At 39.4% G+C, this 20030-nt stretch carries 12 protein-coding genes; 11 read left to right on the top strand and 1 reads right to left on the bottom strand.

Features of this window, described 5'->3' with window-relative positions:
• Positions 1 to 184 precede the first annotated feature (184 nt).
• The 6 genes from KDU71_RS09820 to KDU71_RS09795 all read left to right on the top strand — a co-directional run bounded on the left by KDU71_RS09820 (position 185) and on the right by KDU71_RS09795 (position 12382).
• On the top strand, positions 185 to 1702 hold the full coding sequence (locus tag KDU71_RS09820) for a sulfatase family protein (RefSeq protein ID WP_212190269.1): 1518 nt from the start codon (positions 185 to 187) through the stop codon (positions 1700 to 1702).
• 113 nt (positions 1703 to 1815) lie between these two features.
• Positions 1816 to 4212, top strand: a complete 2397-nt coding sequence (locus tag KDU71_RS09815) for a glycosyl hydrolase family 95 catalytic domain-containing protein (protein WP_212190268.1) — start codon at positions 1816 to 1818, stop codon at positions 4210 to 4212.
• A 133-nt stretch (positions 4213 to 4345) separates the two neighbouring features.
• Complete coding sequence (locus tag KDU71_RS09810; RefSeq protein ID WP_212190266.1) at positions 4346 to 6745, top strand: glycosyl hydrolase family 95 catalytic domain-containing protein; 2400 nt, start codon at positions 4346 to 4348, stop codon at positions 6743 to 6745.
• Positions 6746 to 6770: 25 nt separating this feature from the next.
• Complete coding sequence (locus tag KDU71_RS09805) at positions 6771 to 7949, top strand: glycoside hydrolase family protein (protein ID WP_212190264.1); 1179 nt, start codon at positions 6771 to 6773, stop codon at positions 7947 to 7949.
• A 137-nt stretch (positions 7950 to 8086) separates the two neighbouring features.
• The gene (locus tag KDU71_RS09800) at positions 8087 to 9949 is read left to right on the top strand and encodes an alpha-L-fucosidase (protein ID WP_212190262.1); all 1863 of its coding nucleotides are present in this window, start codon (positions 8087 to 8089) and stop codon (positions 9947 to 9949) included.
• Between the two features lie 24 nt (positions 9950 to 9973).
• Positions 9974 to 12382: a glycoside hydrolase family 95 protein gene (locus tag KDU71_RS09795; RefSeq protein ID WP_212190260.1), complete on the top strand. Its 2409-nt coding sequence runs from the start codon at positions 9974 to 9976 to the stop codon at positions 12380 to 12382.
• A 132-nt stretch (positions 12383 to 12514) separates the two neighbouring features.
• Here the strand turns inward: KDU71_RS09795 and KDU71_RS09790 are convergent, their stop codons facing one another.
• Positions 12515 to 13342, bottom strand: a complete 828-nt coding sequence (locus tag KDU71_RS09790; protein ID WP_212190258.1) for a helix-turn-helix domain-containing protein — start codon at positions 13340 to 13342, stop codon at positions 12515 to 12517.
• 119 nt (positions 13343 to 13461) lie between these two features.
• Here KDU71_RS09790 and KDU71_RS09785 point away from each other — a divergent pair, with 119 nt between their 5' ends.
• The 5 genes from KDU71_RS09785 to KDU71_RS09765 all read left to right on the top strand — a co-directional run bounded on the left by KDU71_RS09785 (position 13462) and on the right by KDU71_RS09765 (position 19877).
• Positions 13462 to 15735 carry a pyruvate formate lyase family protein gene (locus tag KDU71_RS09785; protein ID WP_212190256.1) on the top strand — a complete coding sequence of 758 codons (2274 nt, stop codon included), beginning with the start codon at positions 13462 to 13464 and terminating at the stop codon, positions 15733 to 15735.
• Between the two features lie 27 nt (positions 15736 to 15762).
• A complete protein-coding gene (locus tag KDU71_RS09780) occupies positions 15763 to 16707 on the top strand; it encodes a glycyl-radical enzyme activating protein (RefSeq protein WP_212190254.1) in 945 nt (314 codons plus the stop codon).
• A gap of 25 nt (positions 16708 to 16732) precedes the next feature.
• Positions 16733 to 17716 carry a phytanoyl-CoA dioxygenase family protein gene (locus tag KDU71_RS09775; RefSeq protein ID WP_212190244.1) on the top strand — a complete coding sequence of 328 codons (984 nt, stop codon included), beginning with the start codon at positions 16733 to 16735 and terminating at the stop codon, positions 17714 to 17716.
• Positions 17717 to 17764: 48 nt separating this feature from the next.
• Positions 17765 to 18580, top strand: coding sequence for a sugar phosphate isomerase/epimerase family protein (locus KDU71_RS09770; protein WP_212190242.1), 816 nt, complete (start codon positions 17765 to 17767; stop codon positions 18578 to 18580).
• Positions 18581 to 18677: 97 nt separating this feature from the next.
• Positions 18678 to 19877, top strand: coding sequence for an MFS transporter (locus tag KDU71_RS09765; RefSeq protein ID WP_212190240.1), 1200 nt, complete (start codon positions 18678 to 18680; stop codon positions 19875 to 19877).
• Positions 19878 to 20030 lie beyond the last annotated feature (153 nt).

Genomic DNA, 20030 nt, shown 5'->3' with positions numbered 1-20030 from the left:
CATTAATGAAGAGCTTATTCCAATATGTATAAAGAAAAGTGATGGATTGTACATACAGATAGTTGCAACGAACAGATAAATGTTGCTAAATCAATGACAGATATTTATGTGATCGTTGTAGTTGTTAGTACATACGATAGAATTTCTTTAACAATTGCTGAAGTAAAAAGTGATATTAAAATATATGATAATAAATAAATTTTATTTCTTTAGGATTTGGGTATTACTAGCATTAGGGTTTGTTTCTTGTGATAATACTGATATTCACAATAGTATGAAACCTAATGTGTTATTATTGGTCGCTGATGATCTGGGGTATGGTGATTGTAGTGCATATACTCATCATGCACCGGATGTTAGCACACCAAATATTGATAAATTGGCTGAAAGAGGTGTTCTTTTTACACAAGGGTATGTAACTGCCCAAATATGCTCACCATCTCGTGCCGGTCTTTTAACAGGAAGGTATCAACAGCGCTGGGGAGTCCATACATACACGAATGCAGCATTCCCCAATAACGAGTTAACAATAGCCGAGTATTTAAGAGACAAAGGTTATTCAACTGCCCTTTTCGGGAAATCGCATTTAGGTCAAGCTGATGATATTATGTCTCCAGAGTATCCTTTGAGGCATGGTTTTGAGAGATTCGTAGGAAGAACGGGAGGTATGATAGATTATTTGAAACATTCGTTTGAAGACCAAATGAAGTATCCGAAACCCTTAAACGTTTATTGGGGTTTTGGCCCTTGGTATTTTGATGACTCAGTAAAGGAAGTAGAAGGATACACAACCGATATTATAACCAATGAAGCCCTTCAGTTTATTGATAAAAACAAAAAGTCACCATTCTTTTTAATGATGGGGTATACCGAAGTACATGCCTGGACTCATCAAATGCCTGATTCAGCGCTAACAAGACTTGGAATAGAAAAAATTGAAGATTGGGATCCGGAAAAGGAAGAAGCATTGGAATGGGTGGTTAGAGACGGAATTGGACCTTATATGGCCGATGGAAGAACGAGGCTCCTGTGGCATTTATCACAATTGGATAAAAGTGTTGGGAAAATTATTTCGAAGCTGAAAGAAAATGAAATACTGGAAAATACAATTATTATTTTTCTTTCTGATAATGGTTCAACCAAACGAATTAGTGGCAATAATGGCCCCCTCTCAGGAGGAAAATATTTGCTTGAAGAAGGAGGAATAAGGGTGCCTTACATAATAAGTTTTCCACAGAAACTACCATGTGGAGTTAATTATAAACCGATGGTCAGCTCGATGGATATTTTCCCGACAATATGCAATTTAGCCGGTTTAGAACACCCAGAAAATGTGGATTTCGATGGTAAAGACTTAGTCCCTTTTTTAAAAAATAGTAATGCAGGGCATCCTCATGATGAATTATACTGGACCGGATTGAGTTTTAGGGCGTCTGAACCTTCATTTGAGGATATGAATTCAGTAGAAGCAAAAAGTTATTATTCCGTTGGGGGAGATGATTCCGGCTGGGCAGTTAGAAAGAACAACTTTAAGCTCCGGTATTTTGGGAGAACAGATGAATACAAACTGTACGATTTGGATAATGATCCAGGGGAACAAAATGACCTGTCATTGACGATTCCTGAAATTACTCAAGATTTAAAAGAAAGGTACAAACAATGGCATGCAGGAATGAACCTGCCGGAAATAGAAATTAAGTAAACACATAATTAGAGTATTATGAAATGAGCATGTAAAATATTTTACAACAGAGAGGATAATTAAAAACATGCAAGTTTTATACTATACATTTGAAAACAAATCATTTATATCATATGAAATTTAAAGCTCAGATTACAGCAGTCCTGATGGTAATTAGCCTTTGGGCATGCGGACAAAAGAAGAAAGAATTCAATGGCGCAATAACAAATCAGCCGGCAACCCGCTGGGAAGAAGCAATGCTAACAGGTAACGGGGTGATGGGAGCTATGATGTACGGCGATCCATACCAAGAGACCATTGTTATTAACCATTGCGAACTGTTTCTGACGCTTGGGACTAAAGAGTTTGTAAAAGACCTTTCAGCTTCAATGCCTGAAATAAAAAAGGCTGCCCTGCAAGCTGGTAAAAACGGGCCTTCGGTTGCTCACCAAATGATGCTGGAAACGTCCAATCAAAAGATTTCGTGGACTGACCCCTTCCATCCGGCTTTTACATTTCACATTGAACAGTTCGGGAATGATGGTGAAGTGAAAAACTATCAATTGACCGAGAATTTCGAAACAGGCGAATTAAAGGTAACATGGGATAATAAGGCTGGTCATTGGGAACGAAAAATGTTTATTTCCCGTCCCGATAATGCGGTGGTAATGGAACTAACCGGTCCCAAAGGAAAAGTGGGAGGTAATTTTTCGATGAAAATGGCACATGAGTTGATCGACGTTGAAATGACCGCAAAGGATACCGAGATAAAGGCACATGTTACCTATGTAAAAGGGAAAGGGGGGTACGACAACCTTGTCCGTTTTATTCCAACAGGGGGAACTGTTACGGCTAAGAACAATGAAATAAAAGTTAATGCCGCAGATAAGCTGTTAATTGTCATGCAGGTAGAGCCATGGCGTGCGCCACTTCCGGAGTCGCAAAGCGAAGTTTGGGCTTTTTCACCAAAATACCCCGATTTTGTGAATGGATATCCTAAAAACAAGTTGGCTGACATGGAAGCGCATTTGGATGGATTGGCCATGGATTACAACAGGTTGTTAAAACCACATGCAAAAGCACATGGCGAATTATTCTCGCGGGTGAAATTAAATTTGGGTGAAACTCAATCTACGTCCCAAGAAATGTTAAACTTAGCAGTTGAAAATGGGACAATAACACCGGCTTTGACACAAAAGCTATATGACGCATGCAGGTATTTAATAATTTGCAGCACCGGCAAAAATCCGGCAAACCTTCAAGGGATTTGGACCGGCACCTGGAAGCCAGAGTGGAGTGGGGACTATACCCTCGATTCAAATATTCAGCTCGAAATTCAATCCATAATGAGTTGCAATATGCCTGAACTGATGGAAGGTTACTTCAAATTAATTGAATCATGGTTGGTGGATAGTCGTTTAAACGCCCAAAAGTTATTTGGTTGTCGTGGAATTGTTTCCAACCCAAGGGCTTCAAACACCAACTTGTTCTTGCATTGGGGACGATGGCCCGGCGAACAATCAATTGGTACAATGGGCTGGATGCTGCACTTTTTTTATGATTATTATCGCTTTACCGGAGATAAGGATTTTCTGAAAGAAAGGGTGGTGCCTTTACTTAAAGAAAATGCATTATTCTACGAGGATTTGCTAAAAGGTACAGAAGACGAAAATGGAAAATATACCTTTTGGATTTCATATTCGCCTGAGCAGGATCATTTGCTTTATGCTAACTCTACCTTCGATATTTCGGTATTAAAATCTGTTTTGAGTAACCTGGTCGAATCTTGTGAGCTACTTAACATTGAAAACAACAACTTGCCGAAATGGAAAGCAATGTTGAAGAAACTGCCGGATTATCAAATCAATGAAAAAGGGGAATTGCAGGAGTGGGCTTACGAAGGTACAACGGAGAATTACAACCAACGTCACCATTCACATATGCTGCCTTTGTACCAGTTTTGTGAATTCGATAAAGAAAGTGACCCTGTTTTATGGGCAGCTTCTGAAAAAGCCTTTGAAGGGAAAGAAAAAGGCTTCCTGAATAACTGGAAAAACCCGGATAGTAATCACATCACCCATGGGATTATTAATCAGGCACAGTGTGCAGCGCGTTTGGGACGGGCCGATGTCGTTCACGAGGTTTTATCACGGCTTGTTGCGAAAAAATATGTATTTCCGAGTTTTATGATTTCCTACTGGCCGGATAACAGAGGTTATGGGTTTGATCCCGTTGGTACAATTCCTGATGTGATCAATAATTCATTGATATTTGCCTGGGATGAAAAATTGGATGTTTTACCAGCATTGCCTGAAGAGTGGGGAAAAGGTTCGCTTGAAAATGTGCTTTTACGCCGTCAAATGCAGGTTGAGGAGCTAAAATGGGATCGAACTAAGGAACAAGTTAGTTTGAAAATTAATTCAGAAATAGAACAAGAAGTTGAAGTTGCTATACCAGAGTGTTTTAGTCGAATTGTTATAAATGGAAAACAATATAGCAATACTCTAAACAGACTAGTGATAAAATTATAGATTAATCCATAATGTAATAGATATGAGATATTATTCTTTTATAGTTGCTCTTTTATGTTGCACGATTGTCTACGCCCAAGATTCAAATTTAGTATTTGGTGTTGATAGTGAAACATATTTAAATAAACACGATGTGGTATATAAAACACCTGCTTATGAAGGCTTCGAGGGATTTCCGCTTGGGAATGGTGATTTAGGAGGCATGGTGTGGTCAAATGTTAACGGCCTGGAGATTCAAATAAATAAAAATGATTTATTTGATCAGCCAAATAAAGAGGCAGGGGCTACATTACGAGGAGGGGCAAGACTAAGTATTGATTTTGGAGCACCGGTATTTGATTGGCTTTACCTAGATGACTACGATGGTCGTCTTTCTCTTCAAAATGCGGATGTTTCAATAAAATCAATAACCCCTTTTATGGAGAGTGATATAAGAACTTGGGTGTCGGCCAACAAAAATGTATGGTTTGTGGAGGTCACGGCAGATAGTAAAGGGAGCCGTGAAACGAAACTTCGAACTACTCTTGAAAGGTATGGTAGCAGAGCTTTTCCAGGCTGGTATGGCGGATATACTGGTAATACCCAGATTGGTATTGGGAACTCAAAGGCCATTACAATTGGCAATGATATTGTTTTGGAGGAGTGCTTTGATGGATTGGATTTTACCGTAGCATGCCGTTTGATTGGTGCCCCGGTGAGTGCCGAAAAAGTTAGTGAAAACAGAGCTGAATTAACTACCGGACTTGGCGGAGCTCACACAGTGACAATTATGATTGCACTTGTAACATCAAATGAATCTGATGCTCCCACTAAAGAGGCAATTAAGCTATTGGATGAGGCAGAGTCAGTGGGTGTTGAACGGGAAAAGCTGGCACACCATGACTGGTGGAAATCGTTTTGGGGCAAGTCTTTTGTAAAGATTGATGCGGGTTATTTAGAAAATTTATATTACCTGCGTCGTTATTTGATGGGAAGCAGCTCAAGAGGAAAGTATCCTGTTGTTTTTAACGGCGGGCTATGGACCTGGAACCATGATGTTAGAAATTGGGTGACGCCTCACCATTGGAATACACAACAACAATACTGGGGATTGGCACCGCAGAATGATTGCGAATTAATGCTTCCGTATTTAGATACTTATTACCGGATTATGCCAGAAGCCGAGAAACATGCTAAAATGCGGGGCGCTGACAATGCTATCCTTTGGAGTGAGGCACACGATTTTTTTGGTCGTATGACCTTCTGGGACAGGGGGGATATGATTAATAACTTTACGCCTGCCAGTCAGATTGCCGGATTCTTTTGGGAGTATTTTCAATATACCTGTGATACTGTATTTTTAGAAAAGAAAGCCTATCCTTTTTTGAAGAAAGCTGCTGAATTTTATGTGCAGACATTGCAGTGGGATAAATCTAAAAATGAGTTTTTTATATCTCCTTCGCAGCCGTATGAGAGTCCACGTTCTAACAAACTGAAGAATACGATTACAGACCGTAATATGATCATTTCAACGATGACTGCCTGCATTTCTTCTGCAAAAATACTGGAAAGAGACAATAAAAAAGTTAAAGAATGGCAGCATATCATTGACCATTTGTGGCCTATTCCCTTCAGAGAAGAGGAAGGTATTGGAGAAATCATGCAATTGGGCTATAACCAGGATGGATCGGTTTATCCTAAAAAAGAAGACTATGGAGACTGGACCAATCATTTCAGCGCTAACACTTTGTTGGTCTTTCCTACAAATATTATTGGCATTGACCAAAAAGGGAGCCGGGAGTACAATGCTGCCGCCAATGTTGTAAAGAGCCATTCACCTTCTAAAAATGCCATATCACCCGATCCGATAGTGGCAGCTCGCTTGGGCTTAGGCGATGTTGCTTTGGAGCGAATAACCAACCAGGTTCGACGTTTGCAGCACTTTCCACAGGGCCTTTTTTATAACATTGACCATTGGTATTATTTGTCACTGTATGCAGATTCCGTTAAAACACCGGATATTACCACTCAGCGTGACTATATCTATGATGAGCGATGTAAATACGAAAAGGGGCATCCTGCAAAGCCGTTTATCCAATGTGGATTAGAGCCAATGAGCATATGTACTTCAACAATCAATGAGATGTTGCTGCAAAGTAACGGAGGCAAAATCAGGGTATTCCCTGCTGTTCCAGAAGGATGGAATCCTGCGTTTAAGCTTCGGGCTAGAGGGGCGTTCATCGTTTCATCGGAAATGAAGGAGGGAGTTGTTAAAACGGTTCATATTGAAAGTTTAAAGGGAAGTACTTGTAAATTGGTTAATCCTTGGCCAGGGCAAAGGGTTGATGTATTGAATGGGAATGATGAATCTGTAGTTAAGGTAAAACAGGAAAAAGATGGCGTTATTGTATTTGACACAAAAGCATTGGGAAAATACATTATTGTGATGAAAGGAACAAAGCCGTCAATGACTAATACTGTTTTTAAAAGTATTCAAAACAATCAACCAAAACATTTCAAAGAAGCTGTACTTGGAAAAGAAAGGAATTTTTAATCGAACAATTACCAAAAGAAAGCAGATGAGATATAATTATTTAATTGGTATTGCCATTCTTATACTGGGCAGTTTCAATTTGGTAGCCTGCAAACAAAAAAAAGGCTCTGAAGCAGGAAAGTCAGAAACTAACGTGATGGTTAATGCAACTGATACTGCAATTCCACCCAAAATTACCAGAGAGTTTATAGACCGTTTAGAATATTTGGGTGTCATCCTGGATAGGCCAGATTATCATACATGGGGTACTTCAGTCGTTCAGGGAGATGATGGTAAATATCATATGTATGCTTGTCAGTGGTCAGCAGAATATGGTTTTGGTGCCTGGGATGTTGAATCTGAAGTGAATTACTTTATTGCCGAGAATCCAGAAGGTCCTTATTCTTTTGTAAAGAACATTATTCCATCCAGGCCGGGAGGAGATAAAGAGGGGGTGTGGAATCGCTACACAGCACATAATCCTGAAGTGAAAAGAATTGATGGAAAATATGTATTGACTTATCTTTCCTATCCTGGAATAAACACCGGAGCTGAAGGAAAAATAGGATTGAGAATGGCTGAAAAGCCGGGTGGGCCATGGAAAGATTGTGGCATGATAATGCAGAAGTCGCTTGTTGAGGGGGTTCCATCTTATAATAGTTTACGCGGCACTGATAATCCATCGCTGGTTAAATACAACGATAAATATTATTTGTTCTTTATGTATTGTCCCAGACTTTATGAAATTAATGGCAGACTTATGAATAATACTTCTTTGGGTGTAGCTGTGGCAGAAAGCCTGGAAGGACCTTATGTTGAACAGATGGTGCCGGTTTTTGCCCCACCTCCGGGAAAAAAAGTTGAAGACCTCTGTGCGTTTGTAGCAGAAGATGGTAATATCGTTGCAACTATGTGTGATAACTTTGGGATGTATGCTGAAAATGGAGGTATTTATTGCGAGATGGACCAGTCGCATTTTGAAAAGACAGGTGAAATAAAAATGACTCCAACATCTGTTGCCTGGGAAACGCGTCCTGTTATGTTTCCTGAGCAAGACTTCAGTAAAGGGAAAGCGGTATATGCCAATAATAAGTTTGAACGGCCAAAAGTAATCAAGGTTGATGGCGTGCCTGCTTATATGTTTTTACCCAGTGGTTTTAATGCAGAAGGCAATTCCTGGACTGTACTTCACGGATTTCGTATTCAACCTGAAATTAGTAATTAAACGCCTATTTTCTTATGAAATATATATTAGCCGTTGGTTTTATGGTTTTTTTCCTTTTTTCCCATGCACAGGAAACAGGCATTAAGTACGTGGAAAATACCTACTAAGAAGGTACATCGGTGTTAATACCGGAGAATGTGACGAAAGAAGAAATGATTAAGCTGGCGGCTGCAGTAAGGCCATCTGCCAAACAACTTCGCTACCAGGAATATGGAACTATGGGGTTTATTCACTTTAACCTGAACACCTTTACCGGAAGACAGTGGGGAACGGGAGTGGAAGACCTAAGCATTTTTAATCCAAAGAGTGTGAATGTTGACCAATGGATGGAAGCTTTTGTCGCAGCAGGTGTAAAGTCGGTGATTATGGTGTGCAAACATCACGATGGGTTCCGGTTGTGGCCCAGTTCTTATCACCCCAGAAATATTTCTAAAACACCTTATAAAGAAGGTAAGGGAGATTTGGTAAAAGAAGTGTCGGAAGCAGCCCAGAGGCACGGACTTCGTTTTTGCGTGTACTATTCTCCGTGGGATAAACAGGAACCATACGGGACGTCTGCTTATAACGATTTGATGGTGGATGAATTGACGGAACTATTGACCAATTACGGCGCAGTGGATGTAGTATGGTTTGATGGTGCAGGTATCAGTACTAAAGTTAGTGGTGTTGAAATGGATTTTGACTGGGACAGGATACATGCTACCATTCATAAGTTACAACCTTCGGCTGTTATTTCAGGTGTTGGCCCTGATGTGCGTTGGGTTGGAAATGAAGCCGGTCGGGGGCGCACAACAGAATGGTGTGTGCAAGGGGTTGTTTATGATACAAAAGATTTCCCGGGTGCACATGCCGGTGTACCTACAATGGCACCTGAATTAGGTGATATTAGTCAGTTAATGACATTAAAAGGAATTGATGATATGACCGGAGATACTTCTAAACTCAGGCAATTAACCTGGATGCCGGCAAGGGGTGGTTTACCTGTTCATACCAAATGGTTCTGGAATCCATTGGAGAAAGTACGTTCGTTAAACTATCTTGCTGAGTCATTTTTTAGTACCATTGGCTGTAATTCCGGAGTAATACTGAATATGTCTCCTGATACTACCGGCTTAGTTCCAGAAGAAGATATGGCAGTAATGAAGGCTTTTGGTGACTGGAGAAGAGAGTTGACGGGACATAATTACGCTTTGGGCGCCAGGGCCGAAACGACTCCAACTGGTGAGGGCGGTTACAATGTAAGTTATATGTTTGACGATGATATCCGTACCGGTTGGGTGGCTCCTGAAGGGATTGAAACAGCAGAAATAGTGATTAATCTATACGGAGAACAAACTTTCGATGCTGTTTATCTTCAGGAAATGGTGGCTGACTTCGGACAGCGAATTGAAGCATTTGCAGTGGATGCCATGGTAGATGGCAGGTGGAGGGAGTTGGTAAAAAATACTACCGTTGGTTTTAGACGAATTCAAAGAGTAAAATCAACCACTACAGATAAGATTCGAATTCGGATTCTTTCTTCCCGTTTGTCGCCAAGTTTGGCAACTGTAAAACTATTGAAAGTACCTGAGTTGATAGAGCCTAACATAATCAATCAGAAAAAAGATTTATCCAGGGATAACTGGAAAACAGATGCTGCCATTAAGGATGGAGACCTGAATACCTGTTGGAAAGGAGAATTGAAAGATGGAAAGCCTGCTTACATTGATATCGATTTGGGAGAAGAAACAACCTTGTCAGTGTTTACTTACATTCCTCCTCAGGGAAGTCCGGAAGAGCCTGGTAGGGTAGAACGATTTGAAGTGTATGTTGGCAATGATCCGGAAAATATCAATTTTAAAGTGGGTGAAGGTAAGAATGGAAACGTGGATAATAATCCTGTGCCACAATCCGTAACCCTCCACAAACTGGCAAAAGGCCGATATTTGCGGTATGTGATGCTTTCTGCAACACGCGGGCAGAACGTGGTGAGAATAGCAGAAATAAAAATTGAGCCTTAATCTATTTATTTTAAACAATCGAATATGAAAATTAAAAGACACTTATCCTCCTTATTCATCATGCTGGTTCTTTTTTCATGTACCAACGAAAAGAAAGAAACAAGCTCTAAAGCTCTAAAGCTCTGGTATAACCAACCGGCTGATGCTACAGTAAAAGACTCTCCCGATGGATGGAAAGACGATCCGGAGTGGTTGAAAGCCCTGCCTTTGGGCAATGGTTCGTTAGGGCTAATGGTTTTTGGCGATGTAAATAAGGAGCGCATTCAGTTAAATGAAGAAAGCATGTGGTCGGGTAGCGTTGATGTCAATGACAATCCCGTGGCAAAGGAAGCCCAGGCAAAGATACGCCAATTACTTTTTGAAGGAAAGTATAAAGAAGCCACTGAGTTAACAAACAAGACCCAAATTTGTGTCGGAAAAGGTTCCGGGCATGGCAATGGTGCAGAAGTCCCATTTGGTTGTTTTCAAACACTTGGCGATCTGTGGATTGAAAACGGAAAAACAACTGGCTATGAGAATTATTACAGGGAACTGGATCTGAATGATGCCGTAGTTCGCGTAAAATATTTACAGGATGGGGTTAATTATCAAAGGGAAATATTTACAAGCCAACCGGATCAGGCGATGGTTGCCCGTTTTACTGCAGATAAAATGGGTCAGATTTCTTTCAAATGTTCAATGAGTCGCCCTGAAAGGTTTAAAACATATTCGGAAAATGATCAGTTGGTAATGTCAGGTGCTCTTTCTGATGGTAAGGGAGGAAACGGATTACAATACATGGCACGGTTAAAAGCAGTCTGCAAAAATGGTTCAGTAAGCTATACCGATTCAACAGTAATTGTTGAAAATGCCGATGAAGTTGTGCTTTTTCTTACAGCATCAACAGACTATGTGTTGAGTTATCCTGAATATAAAGGAAGGGAGTACGAGAAGATAACAAACGAAAATATTGAACGTGCTATAAGTAGGCCATATCAGGAGTTACTGGACACTCACAAGAAAGAATACCAGGCCTATTTTAACAGGGTAAGTATTGATTTAACCCCAGAAAATAACATTAATTTTGCAACTGACCAACGTGTAATCGATTTTAAGAAAACAAAATCAGACCCTCACTTAGTTGAGTTGTTATTTCAATATGGGCGTTATCTTTTAATTTCTTCGTCCAGACCAGGAACATTGCCGGCTAATTTACAAGGAATTTGGGCCAATAAAATCCAGACACCATGGAACGGAGATTACCATACCGATGTAAATGTGGAAATGAATTACTGGCCAGCAGAAGTGACCAACCTATCGGAAATGCATTTGCCATTATTTGATTTAATTGAATCATTGGTAAAGCCAGGTGAGAAAACGGCGCAGGTACAATACGGGAACAAGGGTTGGGTTATTCACCCCATTACAAATGTATGGGGATACACTTCGCCGGGCGAAATGGCCAGTTGGGGAATGCACACAGGAGGAAGTGCCTGGATTTGTTCTCACATCGGGGAACATTATTTGTTTACCGATGATAAAGATTTTTTGAGAAGAATGTACCCTGTTTTGAAAGGAGCGGTAGAGTTTTATTTGGATTGGTTAGTTGCTGATCCAAAAACCGGTAAGTTGGTTTCCGGTCCGGCAGTTTCACCAGAGAATAGTTTTATTGCGCCTGATGGTAGCCGAAGTCAGATAAGCATGGGGCCAGCTCATGACCAACAGGTAATATGGCAGCTTTTTTCTGATTTTATTTTTGCTTCCGAGGAACTTGAACTTGAAAATACAACCGTTCAGGAAGTGAAACAAGCCATAAATTTGCTTGCCGGTCCACAGATTGGATCTGATGGCCGTTTAATGGAATGGGCAGAAGAATTTCCGGAGGTGGAACCAGGACACCGCCATATATCTCACCTTTTTGCCTTGCATCCGGGAAGACAAATTAGTTTGGAGAATACACCTGAATTAGCAAAAGCTGCACAAAAATCACTGGATTACAGGATTGCCAACGGAGGGGGGCATACCGGATGGAGCGCAGCCTGGCTGATAAGTCAATATGCTCGATTGAATCAGGCAGAGAAAGCAAAAGAAAGCCTGAACACTGTTTTGGAGAAAAGTACTTCTCCCAATTTATTTGGACTACACCCTCCTTTTCAGATGGATGCCAACTTTGGAGCAACAGCAGGAATCGCAGAAATGTTAATCCAAAGCCATGATGAAACTATACATTTATTACCTGCCTTGCCGTTTGAATGGACAACCGGCGAAGTAAAAGGACTGCTAGCCAGAGGAGGTTTTGAAGTGGATATCAAATGGAGGGATAATGAATTAGTTGAAGCAGTTATTTATTCAAAAACAGGCACGAATTGTAAAATTCGTTATAAGGAAATTGAAAAAGAATTTAATGGTAATATTGGTGATTGTATTAAATTACATGCAGCTGATTATAAATAAATAAAATGCAGGTTTTGTTGCAATATTTGGTTGAGCGTATGTTGAGAACTAATGTAGTTGCATGATTTCTATAAGCTTTGCTGCTGATGTGTTAACATCAGTAGCAAAGCTTTAATTTTGCACATATTCAAATTAAAAAGGTCTCATTTTTTTCAATCTTCCAGGGCTGTAGTTATAATGTTTCTTGAATTGCCTGTAGAAATAAAATTCGTTATTATATCCTGCCTCATAAGCAATTTCTTTCACACTTTTAGCGGTGGTTGTTAAGAGTCTTACCGCTATTTCCATTCGCATTCGTAACATATAGTTCAGTGGGGTTAAACCAAAATTCTTTTTGAATAGCCTGTGAAAGTAATTTGGTGCAAGGTTTGATTTCTTAGCAATTTCTTCCAATGCCGGGTTGCGTCTGAATTCATTATTCATAAAATCTATAGCTGGTTTTAAGATCATTAGCTCTGTTGTGGGGGATATCTCAGCTTTGGAATTATGTTTCAATACATCTGCAATTAAACTTAGGATGAAAGCATGCAACTTGGCTTCTTCATACGAGTAGGGTATCTGTGAAATGAAAGTTGTGTCCTTGTAGTTTGGTTTGAACAAGGATTTTATATAGCTGCTTTTTTCATCGAGAAAGTGGACGTTTTCTTTCTTCCATGAAAAGAATGGGGCTGAATTCATTAAAATCCTACGTAAGTAAAGCGATGTTGGGATGAAATGGAGCCAATATACTTTCATAAATGAATCACACTTTTGGTTATTTAGTTGGAACCCTGAGATGAAATAGATGTTGTTAGAGTTTATGCAATAATCTACGTCTTTGATTCGAATAGAGGCTTCTCCTTCGGTTGGAATATATATTTTAAAACACTGGTCAAGCTCATCTCTTCTTTTATTCCATGAACTATCGCAATGGCTATAACCGCCAGTGATTATCTTGCATTCGAATGAATCTATTGCCATTTAGTTAAGATTGTGCATGTGAATGTTTGATATGTGCATTTAATATTTAACTGATATAGTGTTCTTTTAGATTTTAAGAATATATAAAAAGTTTAGATCGTCAAATATAACAAACAATTATGAAGGAAAAGGAAGTGGCTAAGAAATTTGTACCTGATTATAGGATGCAAGCCTTAATTGATAGAAGGTTACAGTTGGTGATTGATAAAAAAAGAGACATATATTGCGATAACGCTGAATTCCTGGTATATCACTGGTCAGGAGAGGCAGCCTCATTCTCCCCTGCTACAGGTGAGCACGCATGCGATAGTGATAAAAGAATTGAAATTGGCGATCATAATGCCCGGGTTGATGTTGGAATTTCATTTCCTAAAACAGATGAAATGCCCTCTAAAAATGGCAATTTTGAATATACTCCGTTGAACTGGGCAAAAGACTATGCTTTTTTTATTGATAACAGTCCGGCAGAAGTTCACGAAAATGAATTGATTGTGGGTGAGTTTCATTGGCAGTTAGATGAAGCACGCTATTTTCAATATCCAGAGGAGCAGCGGGAGGCAGGATTTGAGGCCCGCGAATTGGGAGCCGGAGGTATTAGTTTTACGCATACATGTCCTGATTTAAGTATTGGTTTAGAATTAGGTTGGAATGGATTGTTGGATAAAGTGCGGGCAAACATCGAAAAATTTGAGAAGGAAGGAAAAACAGAACAGGTAGAATATCTGAAAGGCTCGGAAATTGTTGCCCTATCAATTCAACGGTTTATCTGCCGACATGCTGATGTGGCACGTGAAAAGGCATCTTGTTGCTCCGATGCTTCTCAAATTGATCTCTATCTGTCTATTGCCGAAGTTTGTGAGAACCTGTCAGTAAGAGCGCCGCAAACTTTGCATGAGGCGGTTCAATGGATTTGGTTCTTCCAGGTGGCAGAAAGAATACATGGCCATGGAAACGGTTATGGCCGTACGGACCAGCTTTTACTGTCGTTCTATGAAAAGGATATGGCAGAAGGAAAGATCACCCGGCAATTTGCTCGTGAGATAATCGGTGAGATGTACATTAAATATGGTAGTTATACCGCATTAGGTGGCCGATTACAGGATTTATCTGATGCAACGAATGAAATGAGTTGGGTTTGTCTGGAGGCATACGACCTAGTTGGAGGCATAAACCACATGGGGGTGATGTGGCACGAAGACATGAATGAGGCATTTTTTGAATATGCCTGCGATGTATTAACCCGTCATGGTTGTGGTGTTCCTATTTTGGTTAATTACGATGTGATAAAAGCTAGTGAAGTACGAAGTGGTTATAAACCTGAAGACGCATGGAATGTTGCATATAGTGGCTGTCAGTGGTATTGCGGGGTTGGAACTGAATATAACGATCAGGATGTGAATAGTCTTGTTCTGATTAAACCAATGCAACGGGCAATTGATGGAGCGATAGAAAAAGACCTTAATTCATTCGATGAATTTTGGGAATTGTATTGCCATGAAGTTGATTGCACTGCTGATGCTCTTGTGAAGTTTAAGAATGCCACTTACGATTGGCAGGCAAAAGTGTGGCCAGAGATGGTTACTTCTTTTTGCATGCATGATTGTATTGAAAAAGGTAAAGATGTTACTGATAAAGGGGCGGTTAGATATAACTATACCTCCGTAAATGTTCTGGGTGTTCCCAATGTATCTGATTCCATTTATGCCATTAAAGAATTGGTGTTTAGTAAAAGGCAATATGCCTTAACTGAGTTGAAAAAAGCCCTGGAAACCGATTGGTCTGAGAATGAAATGATGCGTCAGCATTTTTTGAACGTTCCAAAGTTTGGAAACGACCATAAAGAAGCGGATGAAATGGCTGTCAAGGTTTCTGAACAGGTTCGGGAAGTATTGGAAAGCAAACAAAACAACAAGGGTTTCTGTTTCAGACCATCACTTTTTCAATACATGGGACACACCTATGCAGGACCAATGATGGGAGCTACACCTGACGGACGACTGGCAAAAGAGCCGCTTGCTCATGGGATGAATCCAATGCACGGGCGGAATAAAAATGGTATTGGCGCCACCGTTAATTCATTTACTAAACTTGATTTTGCAAAATTCCAAGGGGGGTCATTTCAGATCGAATTAACACCGGATTTCTTTAAAGGAGGTGTTAATAAGGAGAAGTTAATGGAAGCCTTTGCTATTGGATTTTTCAAAAAGGGTGGAGTTCAAATCAATTTTAATTTAGTTGACTTAAAGATATTAGAAGAAGCATATCATGACAATGACAATCCGGTTTATCACGATATTAATGTAAAAGTTACCGGATACTCCAGTCATTTTGTAACCATGGATAAACGTTTCCAGAAGGAGTTTATTGAACGGGTGAATTACCAGAATTTATAAATCGCTATATAGTGAAAAAGATTGAAAGTGAATGAATTAACGGCAATAGTTTTTAAGGTGGAATCATTAAATACCCACAACGGTCCTGGTTATCGTACCGTTGTGTACTTTAAGGGGTGTCCCTTAAAATGCCAGTGGTGTCATAATCCCGAAAGCATTTCACCGCAGAAGGAGATCTGGGTGGTTAACAAGCGATGCATCGGTTGTGAATCTTGTGTTCAGGTTTGCCCGACAGAGGCGTTATCAATGGCCTCAGAAGGAATTAAAGTTGATAGACAAAAGTGTACCGGATGCCAAATTTGTGCAAATGTCTGTCCGTCAAAAGCGATAGAAAAACTGGGAGATGAATATACAGTTGATCAATTATTTGAAAGGATTATGGGAGATAAACCATTCTGGGATGCTTCAGGTGGTGGGGTTACACTCACAGGAGGTGAACCTGCCACTTATTCCAGATTCTGCATTGAGCTTTTGAAAAAATGTAAAAAGGAAGGGATTCATACTGCTTTCGATACCTCCGGATTTGTTTCGCAAAAGGTGATGCAAGAACTCCTGCCTTACATTGATTTGGTATTTTTTGATCTGAAAATATTGATTGCCGAAAAAGCAAAACAGTTGACAGGGCAAGGTACAAAAGAAATACTTGCTTCACTTCAGGTTGTTAAGTCGTTTATAGAAAAATATGGAGCCCCTGAATTGCAGATTCGTACGCCATTAATTCCGGATGCTACTGATACCCAAGAAAACTTAAATGCCATTTCAGTACTACTTGAAAAGAACCTTACTGGACTATTCACCAAATGGGAACTTTGTATGTTTAACGATGTTTGTGAAGATAAGTATATTAAAATGAACCAGAAGTGGCGATATACCGGGAAAAAGTATATGGAATCGGATTTAAAGAAAATGAACCAGTTTCAGGAAAAACATTCAAACAATAAAATTGAAATAACCGGCTTTGTGTCCAGGTAGAATAGTATCGTATAAATTTCAGTTTATGGAGAAAAAAATCGTTGTTACAGATAAGCAAAAGCAATTCTTCAAAGAGGAGGGATACTTGATAATCGACAAAGTGATTGAAAGCATAGACCTTCAGGGTGTTATTGATGAGTTAAATGCGGAAATCGGGATAAGGGCAAATTCACTCTTTAAAAGTGGAGAATTATCTGATAAATATGAGAATGAACCGTTTGAAAAAAGACTCGCAAAAATAAGCAGTCAAACACCCAAACTTGCAGTGTCAATCTGGAATGGAATTTTACATGGCCCGGCTATTTTTGAACTAATTACAAATCGAAAGTTATTAGATGTTGCTGAGGCATTTTGCGGGGAAGAAGTGATTGCAAGTTCGGTGTACAGACTTCGTCCCAAAATCCCTAATTTTGGATATGGTGAGGTTCCCTGGCATCAGGATTCGGGTTATTTTGAACCATTTTGTGATGACGCTTTGGTGATGACCATGTGGATTCCTCTGGTTGATGCCAATGCTGATAATGGATGTTTGTACGTCATCCCAGGTAGCCATAAAGGTGATGTGGTGGAGCATGTAATGCATGAAACCGGAAAGTATCTGGCCGTAAAGGATGAATTGCTTCCAAAAGAAAATTGGGTCGAATGCCCCGTACCAAAGGGTGGAGTATTGCTTCTTTCAAATAAGGTTATTCATGCTAGTTTCAAAAATACTACGGATAGTGTCAGATGGAGTATGGATTTGCGTTACCAAAGTGCAGATTTGCCTACCAATGCAAATATTACCCGTTTTGAAGGTGACCAAAAAGAAAATAAAAAAGCAGGGGTTCCTGCAGCGTGTTACCCGCCTGACGCAGACTTTTTGGTAAGGTCTAAAAAAAGAAAAAATGAAATTATTAAATCGTATGAGGAGTTTAAGCATCTGAGAGAAAATTTCACAGGAAGTCCCGTTACAAACCGCTTTAATGTTACCTGGAAAGAAATGATGGTTTCTGATGTAAAGGCTAAGTGAACTGCATAAATACAGAGTATCTTGAATGAGTAATAAAGAAGATAATAAATGAAAATTAAATTTTTCTATCCATACTGGGGAAGTAGTCATCTTTCATTGGAGCATTTCTTTGAAAGGGTAAAAAATGCTGGTTTTGATGGTGTTGAAATGAATATCTCATTCGATGAAGGCATTGCTGAAAAAATAAGACAGTTATTACCTCAATACGAACTTGAGTTAATTGCCCAGCAATGGTTGGAATCCAAAGATGAAACTCCTGACGAATATATTGAACGTATGGAAGAATACTTTTCCTATCTTGCTTCATTTAACCCTTTGTTTATTAATTCCCATACAGGGAAGGATTTCTATTCATTTGAAGAGAATTGCAGGATATTTGAGGCCGCAGAAAGAGTTGGTGAATATACAGGCGTAAAGATTGTCCATGAAACCCACAGGGGGCGAGCACTCTTTTCGACCCTCATGGCTAAACAATACTTCAATGCGCTGCCTGATTTAAGAATCAATGCAGATTTCTCGCATTGGTGTTGTGTATCGGAATCGTTATTGAAAGATCAGAATGATATTGTTTTACAGGCCTGCCAAAGAGCTGACTTTATACATGCAAGAGTGGGCTATGAACAAGGGCCACAGATTAATCATTTGCAGTCTGATAATAACCGGTTGGCCATTGAGACGCACTTGTCATGGTGGAAAAGAATACTTGAAAATGCAAAATTGAAAGGCTATACAGAATTTCCGGTTTGTACTGAATTTGGTCCAGAGCCGTATTTGCAGACTTTGCCTTTTAGTTATAGACCTGTTACTGATCAATGGACTCAAAATATTGTAATGAGAGATCTTTTGAGGGATCATTTAGCCTGAACGAAAGCCATAAGAATGTATACAGGCGATAGGGTTAAATAACGGTTGAAGCAGTCAATGTTCATAATTATAATAAAACCTTAAAAAAAGAACCTTTATGAATCTTAAACGGGGAGTAGTGATATATCCCATGATACTCATTTATGCCTTGTTTTTTATGTGGGGCTTTGTCTGGAATCTATTCAATGTACTAGCAACATTTTTTCAGGAAACTTTTAGCCTATCAAATCTTCAGACATCGTTAGGAACTTCATTATCTTTTCTGGCTTTCTTTTTAATGGCATATCCGGCAAAAGTGCTAATTAATCGTATTGGCACTCAAAAAGCGATATCACTGGGAGCTCTGTTATCAGCCGTGGGATTAATTATATTTTATCCAGCTGCTTCTTTTCAAAGCTATAATGGTTTTCTTTTGGGGTTGTTTATAATTTTTAGTGGTGTAACAATCCTTCAAACTGTATGTAATCCATATATCGGAATTTTAGGTGCACCTGAAACACGTGAAGCGAGAATTAATTTTGCTCAAGGCATTGGAGCAATAGGTGCTGCTTTAACAGCACCTTTAGGTGGGTGGTTTATACTGGAATTGTATGAAGGAAATATTTTCGGAGGAATTAAATTTTTTTATATACTGGTAGCTCTAGTGTTTTTAGTATTGGCGGTTTTAGTGCATACAGCTCAAATGCCCGAAAATAAAACCGAGACAAGAGGTACTAATTTGCTTGAAAGTTTAAAAATTCAAGGTGCTTTTAAATACCGTCATTTTGTAATCGGCTTTATTATCATGTTTTCGTATATGGGAGCCGAAGCCATTTTATACCAGTTAATGACGCCTTATTTTAAAGAAATAGGTAAGATTGGCAGTACTGAGGCCGTTAAACTTTCAGCTATAATTTTCTATGGATTAATGTTAGGCAGGTTTCTCGGAGCCTGGATTATGACGAAGATTGATCCAACAAAGATACTTGGGTTCTTTGCGTTGATAGCTGCATTGTTGGTTACTATATCAATGTTATCATCTGGAAAAACCGGGATTTATTCAATTGTTGCGATTGGATTTTTCGTATCTATAATGTTTGCATCTATTTTTGCGCTGGCCACAAAAGATTTGGGCAAGTTTACTAATGAAGCTTCATCGTTTATTATTATGGCTATTTCAGGTGGGTTTTTCATCCCTCTTTTGTATGGTTTGGTTGCTGATTTCTTTAGTTTGCGAGCTTCCCTGATTGTTGTGATTATTCCTTTAGTTGGAACTTCACTTTATGGTTTTTTCTATAACAATATAAAAAGAAAATAGTTAGACAATTAGTTGTTTGTCAAGAAGAACTTTACAGGTTTAGGCAGGGCATTAGAACAAAGAGGGTGTCCAAAAAACGGATGCCCTCTTTTGTATTCATAATCAATAGATTATTGCCTTGATTATTTGGTTAGATGCTTGATGTTTAGTATC

The organism is Carboxylicivirga sediminis, from assembly GCF_018156225.1.
GTDB lineage: Bacteria > Bacteroidota > Bacteroidia > Bacteroidales > Marinilabiliaceae > Carboxylicivirga > Carboxylicivirga sediminis.
The sequence above is the reverse complement of the archived record's forward strand: the minus strand, read 5'-3'. Positions and strand labels throughout refer to the sequence as shown.

Bases quoted from the DNA above. Each gene is read 5' to 3' on its own strand.
- KDU71_RS09775 (WP_212190244.1), top strand. From the start codon at position 16,733: ATGGAGAAAAAAATCGTTGTTACAGATAAGCAAAAGCAATTCTTCAAA.
- KDU71_RS09770 (WP_212190242.1), top strand. From the start codon at position 17,765: ATGAAAATTAAATTTTTCTATCCATACTGGGGAAGTAGTCATCTTTCA.
- KDU71_RS09805 (WP_212190264.1), top strand. From the start codon at position 6,771: ATGAGATATAATTATTTAATTGGTATTGCCATTCTTATACTGGGCAGT.
- KDU71_RS09815 (WP_212190268.1), top strand. From the start codon at position 1,816: ATGAAATTTAAAGCTCAGATTACAGCAGTCCTGATGGTAATTAGCCTT.
- KDU71_RS09820 (WP_212190269.1), top strand. From the start codon at position 185: ATGATAATAAATAAATTTTATTTCTTTAGGATTTGGGTATTACTAGCA.
- KDU71_RS09790 (WP_212190258.1), bottom strand. From the start codon at position 13,342: ATGGCAATAGATTCATTCGAATGCAAGATAATCACTGGCGGTTATAGC.
- KDU71_RS09765 (WP_212190240.1), top strand. From the start codon at position 18,678: ATGAATCTTAAACGGGGAGTAGTGATATATCCCATGATACTCATTTAT.
- KDU71_RS09785 (WP_212190256.1), top strand. From the start codon at position 13,462: ATGAAGGAAAAGGAAGTGGCTAAGAAATTTGTACCTGATTATAGGATG.
- KDU71_RS09795 (WP_212190260.1), top strand. From the start codon at position 9,974: ATGAAAATTAAAAGACACTTATCCTCCTTATTCATCATGCTGGTTCTT.